Origin of the sequence: Streptomyces sp. 147326, from assembly GCF_045000215.1 — a bacterium.
GTDB lineage: Bacteria > Actinomycetota > Actinomycetes > Streptomycetales > Streptomycetaceae > Streptomyces.
Map to the genome: position 1 here is coordinate 935,667 of NZ_CP134201.1, position 12,546 is coordinate 948,212.

Annotated in this window: 2 protein-coding genes (both running past the window's edge); both read right to left on the minus strand. The window is 75.8% G+C overall.

The window, feature by feature from the left end:
- Nucleotides 1–9,094, minus strand: partial view of an SDR family NAD(P)-dependent oxidoreductase gene (locus tag RIU97_RS04410; protein WP_404953441.1) — the start only. It extends 10,568 nt beyond the left edge of the window; 9,094 of the gene's 19,662 nt are visible here — the first part of the coding sequence; the start codon lies at nucleotides 9,092–9,094; its stop codon lies off the left edge, out of view.
- On the minus strand, nucleotides 9,094–12,546 hold the 3' portion of the coding sequence (locus tag RIU97_RS04415; protein WP_404953442.1) for an amino acid adenylation domain-containing protein. 1,227 nt of this gene lie beyond the right edge of the window; only the last 3,453 of its 4,680 coding nucleotides appear in the window; its start codon lies beyond the right edge, outside the window — the gene reads right to left on this strand; its stop codon occupies nucleotides 9,094–9,096. Before RIU97_RS04415 ends, RIU97_RS04410 begins: the two co-directional genes overlap by 1 nt.

A 12,546-nucleotide genomic window follows, 5' to 3' on the forward strand; every position in this document is an offset into this window, starting at 1 on the left:
AGGAGGAACACATGGTGTCGACGGCCAGGCTCGGCCCGTGGAAGTCGAAGAAGTACGAGACCCGGTTGGCGATGGACGCGTAGCCCATGCCGCCGGCGAGGCCCCGCTCGTCCTCGAACAGCTGGTAGTGCCCGTACATGACGCCCACGTACACGCCGACGCGGCTGCCCCGGAGGCGGGCCCGGGTGTAGCCGGCGTCCTCCAGCGCGTGCCAGGAGGTCTGGAGGAACAGCCGCTCCTGAGGGTCGGTCAGTTCGGCTTCGCGCAGGGACATCTGGAAGAAGCGGGGGTCGAACTCGTCGATCCCGTCCAGGAATCCGCCCCAGCGGCTCACCGGCTGGCCGTCCGCGTCGGCGGGAGCCCGGTGGTCCCACCGGTCGGCGGGGACCTGGCCCACACAGTCGCGGCCGGACCGCAGGTTCTCCCAGAAGGCGTCGAGGTCCTCGGCCTGGGGGTAGCGGCCGGCCACGCCGACGATCGCGACGCGGTGGTCGGCGGCCGGCACGGGCTCCGCCGGGCGCGCGGCCGGACGCACGTCGGCACCGGACGCCCGGACGGCCGGGACGGCGACCTGCGCCGGGGCGGCGGCGGGAACGGCGACCGGTGCCGGGGCGGGCTCGGCGGCGGGCTCGGCGGCGGGCTCGGCGGCGGGCTCGGCGGCGGGCTCGGCGGCGGGCTCGGCGGTGGGCTCGGGAAGGAGCGCGCGCACCCGCTCGGCGTGCCGCTCGACCAGGTAGTCGGCGACCTCGCGGACGGTCGGGTATTCGAACAGCAGGGACACCGGCAGCTCGCCCATGCCCTCGGCGAGGACGTCCACGATGAGGGGCACCGTCAGCGAGTCGACGCCGAAGTTCTCGTACGTCTCGTCCAGCCAGAGCCGTTCGCGCGGCACCTGCAGGATCTGCGCGAAGGCGTCCTTCACGTACTCCCGCGCGGCCTCCAGCAGCGCGTCGCCCTCCGTGCCGGACGGCCCGGACGAGGGGAGCGCGGGCTCCGCGGTACGCGGCGGCGCGGCGGGCGCCGCGGCCGCGGTGGGCGGCGTGCCGCCCGGTGCCGTCTCCGCGACGACCACGTGCTGGCTCAGCCCCTCGTCGGCCGGCACGGCCCGGCTGCGGGTGAAGCCGGCGAGGGCGAGGGCCTTGCGCCATCCGGGCGCGGAGAGCAACGGGGAGCCGGGCAGGCGCAGTTCGGCGTCCTCGTGCAGCCACCAGCCGTCGAGCAGGCCGAAGGTGAGGGTGGCGGTGAGGACGTTGCTGCTGGCCTCGTTGAGGACCAGCCGTCCGCCGGGCCTGAGCAGCCGGGTCACCGCGCGCAGGGTGGCGAGCAGGTCGGCGGTCGCGTGCAGGACGTTGGCCGCCACGACCAGGTCGGCGCTGCCCGGGGTGAAGCCCTGGGTCTCGGGGTCCGCGGAGATGTCGAGCCGCTGGAAGCGGACGTACGGGTGCGCCTCGGCGAACCGCTGCTCCCCGTGCCGCAGGAAGGCGCGGGAGATGTCCGTGTAGACGTACGTCACCTCCGTGCCCGAGGCGGCGAGGGCGGGGAGGACGCTCGCGGTGGTGCCGCCGGTGCCCGCGCCGATCTCGATGACGGTGAGCGGGCCTTCGTGGCGGGACAGCAGGTCCTGGACGGCGCCCACGACGAGTTCGTTGGCGCGGTCGACGACCGGGCTGCCCCGGTAGGCGCCCTCGACGAGGGCGCTGGAGCCGCCCGGGAACATCACGTCGGTGGCGCGGACGGTGCCGCGCAGCACGCCGAAGAGGTTCTGCATGCAGGGGCGCAGCAGCCGGTCGAAGCGGTTGAGCGCGGGCTTGAGCTCGCACAGCTCGACCAGGTCCGCCTCGGGGTCCTCGGCGGCCCGGCGTCCGGCGGGGACGAGTGCTCCGCCCCGGTCGTCGAGGAAGCCTCCCTCGGTCAGCTGGCGCAGGAGCTCGGCGAAGAGCCTGCGCTGCGCGGGGACGACGCGCAGCCGCTCGGCGAGCGCGTCGGGCCGCCAGCTCTCGGCCTCGCCGAGGTACACCCCTTCGCGCCGGAAGAGCGTCCACAGCCAGTCGCACATGACCTCGGTCAGGCGGGCGTCGTCGGCCTCGGTGAGCAGTCGGGCGACCGGGGGGAGCTGGGCCAGCGACGGCACCAGGGCCGGGTCGTCGGAGGGCGTCCCCGGGTCGGACGGCGTCGCCCCCGGGCCGGCCGGCTGCCCGGCGGCCCGGCGCGGCTGGGCGCCGACCGCGGCGAGTGCGGCCTCGTCGGCCTTGACCACGACGACCTGCCGGTCCTCGCGTCCGAGCACGGCGTGCACGGCGGCCATCCCCTCCTCGGGGGTGATCGAGTGGATTCCGGTGGCGGCGAGCCGCTCGCGGTAGCGCTCGTCGGCGACGATGCCGACGGTTCCCCAGTAGCCCCAGTTGATGACGGCCACCCGGGCCTCGAGCATCCAGTCGAGGTGGTGGGCGAAGGAGTCCTCGAAGGTGGATCCGGCCGCGTAGTTGCCCTGGCCGGCGCTGCCGGACAGGGCGACCGCCGAGGAGAAGAAGAGGACGAAGTCCAGGCCGCCCGCGCCTCTCAGGGCGGCGTGCAGGGCGACCGAGGTGTGCGCCTTGGCGTCGAGGACGGAGCGGAAGGTCTCCTCCGTCATCGTGGCGACGGTCTGGTCGCGCAGGACGATCGTGGCGTGGAAGACGCCGTGCAGGGCGCCGTGGGCGCTCCTGGTCCACTCGACGGCCTCCCGCAGCGCGGCGGGGTCGGTCGCGTCGGCCCTGCGGTAGGAGACGAGGGTGCCGTCCGGGTCTATGGCGCGCAGCCGTGCGCGGCGCTCGGCGTCCAGTTCGCTGCGGCCGAGGAGGACGACCTTCGCCCGGTAGCCGCGCACCAGCCATTCGGTGAGTTCCAGGCCGATGCCCCCGGCCCCGCCGAGGATCAGGTAGGTGCCGTCCCGGCGGATCCGCTCCTGCGGGGGCGTGACGGCGACCGGGGCGAGCCGGCGGTGGTGGAGCACGCCGCGGCGCAGTGCGTAGGGGCCGCCGGCGGGGGCGTCGAGGACGTCCGCGGCGGGCGCGTCGGCGGAGGAGCGGTCGACGACGGCGACCTGCCAGCGGGGGTGTTCCTGGGCCAGCGACAGGGCCAGGCCGTGCAGGCCGGCCGCGTACGGGTTGGCGACGGGTTCGCCCGCCGTGGTGAGGACGTCCTCGGTGACCACGGTGAGGCGGACGGCCGAGCGGGTCCGCTGGAGGACCTTGGCGAGCCGGAACAGGGCGAGGACACCGCGTTCCTGGGCCGCTTCGAGCGCGGCGGTGTCGTCGGTGCCGCCCCCGGCGCGGGGGGCGAGGAGGATCACGTGGTCGGGCCGGCCGGTCGCGGTGGCGACGCGGTCGTGGTCCAGTTCGACGACGGCGCCGCCGAGGCGGGCGCGCAGGGCGGCCGCCAGCGGTGCCGAGTCCGGTCCGCTCACGAGCCAGGTGGTGGCCCCGTCGGGGAGCGGTTGCGGGGACCGGCCGGACAGTTCGGTCCAGCGCGGTACGAACATCAGGTCGTCCGCGGCGGCCGCCGCCGCGGCGGATACGGCCGCTGCGGCGGGGGATACGGCCGGCCGGGCCTGGGCGACACCGGGCGCGGGCCGCAGCGACAGGTCGCGCAGTCGCACGCGGACGTTCCCCTCGGAGTCGGTCAGGGTGAGGTCGTAGCGGTCGGTGCCGACGGTGCGGACGTGGGCGTACCCGAGGTCCGTCACCGGGGCGTGGACCTCGGCCGCGGTGAGGGCGTACGGCACCATCGCGGGGCCGTTGTCCCGGTCCCGGAGGACGGCGAAGGCGTGCAGGGCGCCGTCGACCACCGAGGGGTGCAGGGCGGAGCCGGCGAAGCGGGCGGCTTCGGCGGGGATCCGCAGGCGTACGAGCGCCTCTCCCCCGCCCGCGGCGATCCATTCGACGGCCCGCAGGGCGGGGCCGTAGAACAGTCCCGCCGCCGTGAGGTCGGCGTAGAGGGCCGCCCCTTCGTGGCGGCTGCCGAGGCGGGCCCGTACGGCGTCGATGTCCAGGGTCTCCCCGGCGGGCGCGGACAGGGGCTCCACCCGGCCCTCGGCGAGGAGTTCGCCGGTGTCGTCGCGCAGGTCGAAGCGGGTGCCGTGGTCGCCCCGGCGCAGCCGCGTCCTGGCCGTGCGCTCGGCGCCGGACACGACGAAGGGCCGCAGCCAGCGGACGTTGGACAGCCGCAGCCGCTCCCCCGCCCCGGCCGCCTCGGCGGCGGCACGGGCCATCTCCAGGACGGCGGCGGCGGGCAGCAGGCGGGTCTCGCCGAGCCGGTGGCCGCCGATGTAGGGGTGTTCGGGGTCGAAGGCCGTCCGGTAGGTCAGGCCGTCCAGGCTCTCGGCCGGGTCGATCGCGTCGAGCAGCGGGTGCACGGGACCCGCTGCGGTGCGCCCGGCGGCCGGTGCGGCCGGTACGGGCGGCGACCAGATGCTGTCGGTGAGCCAGCAGCGGAGTTTCTCGAAGGGGTAGCCCGGCAGCGGAACGCGGCTGCCGTTCCCTGCCGGCCACGTGACCGGGGCTCCGGCGGCCCAGGCGGCGCCGATCGACGCCGGGTCGCTGCTCGTGGGGGCGGCGGCTCGGGAGGCGGCGCGGCCGCGGGCGCTGCCGGTCCAGACTCCCGCCGGGTCGTCCCCGCGCAGCCGGGCCACCAGCTCGGTGACGGTGGAGGCCAGGACGACCATGCGGTCCGCCCACTCCTCGCGCCCCTGCTGGAGGGTGAACGCCACGTCCGCGAGGCGGGGTGACGATCCGTCCGCCAGGCCGCGCTCCAGGGCGTCCGCCAGTTCGGCGGCGAGCACGGGGAGCCGTTCGGGCACCCGGGTGGAGAGCGGGAACAGGTACGGGCCGGGCTCCTGCCCGGCGGCCGGCGGGGCGACGTACTCCTCCACCACGAGGTGGGCGTTGGCCCCGCCCGCGCCGAAGGAGCTGAGGCCCGCGCGCCGGGGGGCGCCCGCGGGCCGGGGCCACGGGGCGAGGTCGCGCTGTACGTGCAGCGGGGTCGAGTCGAAGTCGATGTTCGGGTTGAGGGGGTCCGCGTGCAGCGAGGGCACGAGCCGGCCGTGCCGCATCTGGAGCAGCACCTTGCACAGCCCGGCCATGCCGGAGGCCGATTCGAGGTGGCCGACGTTGGACTTGACCGAGCCGATCGGAAGGCTGCGCGGGGGCAGTCCGGCCTCGGCCAGGGCGCGGGCGAGTCCGCGGATCTCGACGGGGTCGCCGAGGGCGGTGCCGGTGCCGTGCGCCTCCAGGTAGCCGAGGGTGGCCGGGTCCACGCCCGCCTCGCCGAGCGCCTGGGCGACGAGGTCGCCCTGGGCGACGGGGTTGGGCACGGTGAAGCCGTTGGTGCGGCCGCCGTGGTTGACGCTGGTCCCGAGGATGACGCCGTGGATGTGGTCGCCGTCCCGGACGGCGTCCGCGAGCGGCCGGAGCAGCACCGCGCCGACGCCTTCGCCGGGGACGTAGCCGTCGCCGTCCGCGCCGAAGCTGCGGCAGCGGCCGTCGCTGGAGGTGAAGCTGCCCTGGCCGAGGAAACGGTACTTGTACGGGTGGACGTGCAGGTTGACCCCGCCCGCGACGGCCATGTCGGTGTCCCCGGCGCGCAGGTCGCGCACGGCCAGGTGAATGGCCGTCAGCGAGGAGGAGCACATCGTGTCCACGCCGAGGCTGGGGCCGGTGAGGCCGAGGGTGTAGGAGACGCGGTTGGCGATGGAGGCGTGCGAGGAGGCGCCGATCCGGCCGTCCTCGGCCTCGTGCAGCTGGTAGAGCCCGTACATCGCGCCGACGTACACGCCGACGCGGTGGGAGCGCAGGTCCGCGCGGGTGCGTCCGGCGTTCTCCATGGCGTGCCAGGCGGTCTGGAGGAAGAGCCGTTCCTGGGGGTCGACGATCTCCGCCTCGCGGGGCGAGACGCCGAAGAAGAGCGGGTCGAACATGTCGACGCCGCGCAGGAAGCTGCCCCAGCGGCTGTAGCGGGCCGCCCGGTCGGCGGGGGTGGCCTGGTCGTAGTCCCGCCAGTCCCACCGGTCCGTCGGGATCTCGGTGATCAGGTCCCGGCCCGCCTGGAGGTGGTCCCAGAACTGGTCGAGGGTGTCCGATTCGGCGAAACGGGCGGCGACGCCGACGATGGCGATCGGCATGGGCCCGGAGGGGGCGGGGGCGGGGGCGGGGGCCGGGGCGGCCACCGGGAGCAGGGCCGCGGCCGGGGCGGCGGCCACCGGCTCCGGAGCCGCCTCCGCCCGGGGGGCCGGCGCGGTCACCGGTTCGGGCGCGGGCGCCAGTTCCGCGAGGCGGGAGCCGTGGTGCTCGGTGAACCAGCCGGCGAGGGAGCGCAGATCCTGGTACTCGAAGAACAGGGTCTTCGGCAGGGATCCGAAGTGGTCCTCCAGGCGGCGGGTCAGGTCCATGATCAGCAGCGAGTCGATGCCGAACCGCTCGAAGGGCGCGTCGGCCTCCATCTCCTCGGCCGGGAACTCGAAGACCTCGGCGAGCACGCCGCGCAGGAACTCCTCGGCCGCGTCGGCGGACGGCGCCTCCGGCTGCCCGGCCGGGAGGAGCGGGGCGGACGGGACGGACGGGGCTGCGCGCGGGGCGGGGGCGGAAGGAGCCGACGGGGCCGAGGGCGCCGGCGCGTTCACCACCTCGCGCAGGCGCGCCAGGTTGCCGTGCGCCACCAGGACGTGGTCGCCGTCGTGGCCCAGGGCCCGGTCGAAGGCCTCCAGTCCGGCTTCGGTGGGCATGGCCACCAGTCCGACCTGACGGGCCATCCGGGCCGCCGTGGCCGCGTCGGCTTCGACGCGTATGCCCCCGTCGGCCCACAGCGACCACAGCACGGAGAGGCTGCGGCCCGGCCGGCCGCTGCCCCGGCGCCAGGCCGTGAACGCGTCCAGGAAGCGGTTCGCGTAGGCGTAGTCGGTCTGGCCGGGACTTCCCGCGGCCCCCGACATGGAGGAGAAGGAGATGAAGAAGTCCAGCGGGTCGCCGGCGGTGGCCCGGTCCAGCTCCACGGTGCCGCGGACCTTGGGGCCGAGCACGGCGGCGCTCTGCTGGTCGCTCTTGCCGATCAGCAGCGCGTCCCGGGTGGTTCCGGCGAGGTGCAGGACCCCGTGGAGCGGCCCGAAGGAGGCGTGGATCCGCTCGACGAGGTCCCCGGCGGCGCCGGGAGCGCCCAGGTCGGCGGCCAGGTAGTGGACGTCGAGACCGGCGGAGCGCAGCTCCGTGAGGTCGGCCCGCGGCGAACGGCCCGTCAGGACGTAGCGGGCGTCGCCTCCCAGGTGGGCGACGAGCCGGCGGCCGAGGGCGCCCGCGCCGCCGGTGACCAGCACGGTGCCGCGCGGGGCGAGCGGTGCCGGGGCGGGGGCGAGGGGCTCCCAGCGCGGCACCTGCCGGCCGGCTGCCGTGTACCGGACCCGGAACTCGTGGGCGGCGCGCGCCTCGGACTCGACGGTGGCGGCGAGGCCCGCCGTGCCCGCGTCGACCGCGGAGACGAGGAACTGCGGGTCCTCGTTGGCGAGGGCCCGCGCGAACCCGTCCAGGGCCTCGGCGCGCGCGTCCTCGACCCCGCCGGATGTCCGGAACACGTGCAGGACGCGCACCGGGTGGCGGGTCGGCTGGGCCGCCCAGGACCGGTACAGCCCGGTGAGGGCGGGCAGCGGGTCGCCGTCCGAGGTGTGGACGAGGAGGAGTTCCCCGTCGCGGGGGAAGACGGAGTCCTCGGTGGTGCGTTCGGCTCCGGTGAAGGTCTCCTCGCCGAGCAGGAGGGTGCGCACGGTCCGGCCGGCGGCCGGGGCGGGGGCGTCCTGCCAGCGCTGTGCGAGCAGGTGGGCGCCGATGGTTCGGTCCAGGCGGGCGGCGCCGTCGACCGGCCGGGTGACGACGGCGCGCAGCCGCACGCGGACCCGGCCCTGCTCGTCGGCGAGGGCGACGTCGTGGCCGGCCGGGGTCCGCACGGCGTGCACGTGGCCCTGTTCGGGGAGCGGTCCGAAGATCTCGACCTCGTCCAGGGAGAAGGGCAGTTCCCGGGCGCGCGGGGCCGAGGGGGCCTCGTCGGTCCACAGGCAGGCCTGGAGCATCGCGTCGAGCAGGGAGGGGTGGAGGGCGAAGTCGGAGAAGGGGAGGTCCGCCGCCGTGGGCACGGCGACGTGCGCGAGGACCTCGCCGGGCGCGGACAGCACCGAGCGCAGCCCCTGGAGGCTGGGCCCGTAGCCGCCGCCGAGCGCGCTGAAGACCTCGTAGCACTCCTCGGCGGTGGCCGTACGGGGCAGCCGGGCGCGGATCGCGTCCAGGTCGAGGCGCGGTGCCTCGGCACGGGCGCCGAAGCGGAGGGTGCCGGCGGAGCAGAGCGCGCCTTCGGCGCTGCCGTCCGTGAGCCGGACCTCGTAGGAGACCCCGTCGGCCGTGGGTTCGAGGTGCAGGCGCACGCGGGCCGGCTCGTCCTCGACGAGCACGGGCCGGGCCCACAGCACGTTGACGATGCCGGTGGCGCGGCCGTGGCCCTGTTGTTCGGCGGCGGCCACCGCGAACTCCAGTGCCGCCACGGCGGGCAGGATCCGGATCCGGCCCAGGGCGTGGTCGCGCAGGTAGAACTCCTCGCCGGTCAGCAGCCGTTCGCCGGGTCCGTCGGCCAGGCCGGCGGGCGGCTTGATCCAGTAGCGGCGGGTCGGCCGGGGCGGCAGGGGCAGGGAGAGCCGGGCAGGACGGTCGCCGGAGGGCTCGGGCAGGACGACGTCCCGGCCGGTGACCCACAGACGGGCGGCCTCGGCCGGATCGTCGGTGGCCACGGGCCCGGCCCCGCCGCCGGAGGCCGCGGGGGCGTCGGCCGTCGCGGTGCCGGTCACGAGGCCTTCCCCGTCGCGCAGGCGCGCGGCCAGTTCGGCGACGCTCCCGACGACCAGGGCGATGCGCTCCCGCAGGGGTTCCCGGCCGACGCGCAGGGTGTGCGCGATGCCGTCCAGGGAGGCCGACGGGTGCTCGTCGAGCCAGGTGCACAGCTCGGCCCGGTACCGGTCGAGCTGTTCGGGGCCGTCGGCGGACAGGAGGACCAGTCGGGCGGTCCTGTCCTCGGTGGTGCCGCTCATCAACGCTGTCCCGCCTCTTCGACTACCACGTGCACGTTGCTGCCTCCCATGCCGAACGAGCTGACGCCGACCCGGGCCGGCGTCCCCTCGCGTGTTTCCCATGTCTGTGCTGCGGCCTGGATCCGGAACGGACTGCCGTCGAGGTCGAGCATCGGATTCGGCGTCCTCAGGTCCACCAGGCCGGGGAGCGTGCGGTGACGCATCGCCAGCAGGACCTTCACGACGCCGGCGACGCCCGCCGCGGCCTCCAGATGGCCGATGTTCGTCTTGACCGACCCGAGGCCGGTGCGTCCCGGAACCACCGGGATCCCCCAGTCGGCGTACAGGCGGCCGAACGCCTCCTTGAGGGCGTCGATCTCGATCGGGTCGCCGAGCGGGGTCCCGGTGCCGTGCGCCTCGATGTAGTCGATCGTGTCGGGCGCGACCCCGGCCGACCGGTGGGCGGCGAGCACGACGTCGCGCTGCGCCTGCGGGTTGGGAACCGTGAGCGAGTGGGTGTGCCCGCCGTGGTTCTCCGCCGAGCCGATCAGCACGCCGTGCACCGGGTCTCCGTCGGCCAGGGCCCGGTCGAGGAGTTTGAGGGCGAGGAGCACGACGCCCTCGCCCCTGCCGTAGCCGTCCGCGCGCTCGTCGAAGGTCTTGCAGCGGCCGTCGGGGCTGAGCATCCCGGCACGCCTCAGGCCGGTGAACCCGTGCGGGGACAGCAGGAGGTTGGCTCCGCCGGCCAGGGCCATGTCGCAGTCCCCCTGCTGGAGGGCGCGGGCCGCGCGGTGGACGGCGACGAGCGAGCTGGAGCAGGCCGTGTCGAAGACGGCGCTGGGGCCGTGCAGGTCGAACACGTAGGAGATGCGGTTGGCCGCGATCGAGGGGACGTTGCCGATCAGGAAGTGGTCGCCCATCTCCGGCGAGCCCGGGCCGAGCAGGCTGAGGTAGTCCGTGCCGCTGAGTCCGACGAACACCCCCGTGCGGCTGCCGGTGAGCGCGCCCGGGACCTGGCCGGAGTCGAGCACGGCCTCGTGCGCGGCGTGCAGCAGCAGCCGCTGCTGCGGGTCCATCTGCGCCGCTTCCCGGGGGGAGATGCGGAAGAGCGCCGCGTCGAAGGCGTCCACGTCCTCGACGAAGGAGCCGCGCAGGCCCTGCGGGAACACCCGCGCGGAGAAGCCCCGCTCCATGGGGTACGGCCGGGTGAGGTCGCGTCCGGCGGCGAGGTGCTGCCAGAACTCCTCCAGGCCGCAGGAGGAGGGCAGCCGTCCGCCGATGCCCACGACGGCCACCGGCGCGAATCCGTGCTGCGCCGCGGGCGCCGCGACCGCCGGCTCGGACGTGGTCCGGGCGGCGGGTCGGCGGTCCGTCGCGAACACCTCGGGGTGGGCCGCGCTCAGGTGGGCGGCCAGCGAGGTGAGGTCCGGGCGTGCGTAGAAGACGGTCGGACGCACCGTGACGCCGAACCGCTCGCGCAGCGCCACCGCGAGGCGGGTGAAGCCGATCGAGTCGAAGCCCACCTCGCCCAGGGGCCGGTCGAGGGGGATCTCCTCCACGGGCAGCCCGGCGACGGCCGCCGCGCTCCGGCGCAGCCGCTCCGCCAGGTCTTCGTGGCCGGCCGGCCGGGGCCGCCGGCCGGCTTCCCCGTGCCGTTCGGCGGGACGGTCCTCGTGTCCGAAGCGGCGTACGAGTTCCTCGATGGGCAGGCGCGTCAGCGGACCGGTGTCCACCTTGGCGTTCGGGGTCAGGGGGAAGCGCGCCAGCGCGACCGTGCGGGAGGGGACCATGTACGCGGGCAGCCAGGCCCGGATCCCCCCGACCGCGGCCTCCGCGGCCTCCGGGGCGGCCAGGACGAAGGCCACCAGGCGCGGCTGCCCGGGCAGGTCCTCGCGTACGGCCACCCGGACCTCGCCGATGCCGTCGGCGGCGCCCGCCGCTCCGGCGCGCCGGACGGCGGCCTCGATCTCGCCGAGTTCGATGCGGTGCCCGCGCAGCTTGACCTGACGGTCGGCGCGCCCGAGCAGCACCATGTCCCCGCCGGCCGACCAGCGGGCGAGGTCGCCGGTGCGGTAGAGCCGTTCCCCGGTCGCCGGGTCGTGCACGAAACGTTCGGCGGTCAGCTCCGGCTTGCCCCGGTAGCCGCGGGCGACGCCGTCGCCGCCGATGAGCAGCTCGCCGACCGCACCGAAGGGCACGGGGGTGCCGTCGGGACCGGCGGTGCGGAACGTGGTGTTGGCGAGCGGGGTGCCCACGGTGACGGGTCCGCCCCGCCGGATCCGCTGGGCGGAGGACCAGATGGTCGTCTCGGTCGGCCCGTACATGTTCCACAGCTCGTCGCACCGGTCCAGCAGCCGGTCCGCGAGCTCGGCGGTGAGCGCCTCCCCGCCGCACAGCAGCCTGCGCACGCGTCCGGTCCAGCCGGCGTGCAGCAGCATCTCCCAGGTGGCCGGGGTGGCCTGGACGACCGTCGCTCCGGCGTCGCCGATGAGGTCGGCCAGCGCGAACCCGTCCCGGACCACGTCCTCGGACGCGATGTGGACGGTGGCGCCCCGGGTCAGCGGGAGCAGCAGTTCCAGACCCGAGATGTCGAAGCCGGCGGTGGTGACCGCCAGCAGGGTGTCGTCCTCGGAGCAGCCGGGCCGCTCGGCCGTCGCCACCAGCAGGTTGACCAGGTTGCCGTGGCAGACCTCGACGCCCTTGGGCTCGCCCGTGGATCCGGAGGTGTAGAGGACGTACGCGAGGTCGTCGTCGCGGCGGGCGACCGGGGCGACGCTCTGCGCCTCGGGCTCCAGGCGGGTCAGGGGGACGCGCACGCCGGGTGCGTCCTCGGGCAGCCGGTCGGCCAGGTGCGGATCGACGATCACGGCGGCCGGTGCCGCGTCGGCGGTGATGTGGGCGAGCCGGGCCGCCGGGAACTCCGGGTCGAGGGGGACGTAGGCGGCCCCCGCGGCCTGGACGGCGAGCAGGGCGACGACCAGCGCGGCCCGGCGGGCGACGAGGACGCCCACGGCGTCGCCCGGGCGTACGCCGTGCTCGGTGAGGATCCGGGTGAGGGCGTGCACCTGCCCGGCGAGTTCCCCGTAGGTCAGCGATCCCGTCGCGTCGACGACGGCGGTGCGCCCGGGGCCGCGCCGGGCGCGGGCGAGCACCAGGTCGGCGGCGGTGACGTCGCGCGGCCGCTCGGCGCGCGTGGCGTTGGCCCGCTCGACCGTACGCCGTTCGGCGGGGGTGGCGGGGTCGAGGTCCCCGAGGCGTACGGAGGGGTCCGCCGTCACCGTGTCCAGCAGCAGCCGGTAGTGCTCGGCCAGCCGTTCGACGGTGGAGCGGTCGAAGCGCTCCGGGTCGTACTTGAGGTAGAGGAGCACTCCGGTGTCGCGCACGACCACCTCGATGACGAGGTCGTTCTCGCCCTCCTGGGTCAGGTCGAGCGCGTCGCGGAACACGGTCTGCCCGGCCGCCATGTCCTGGTC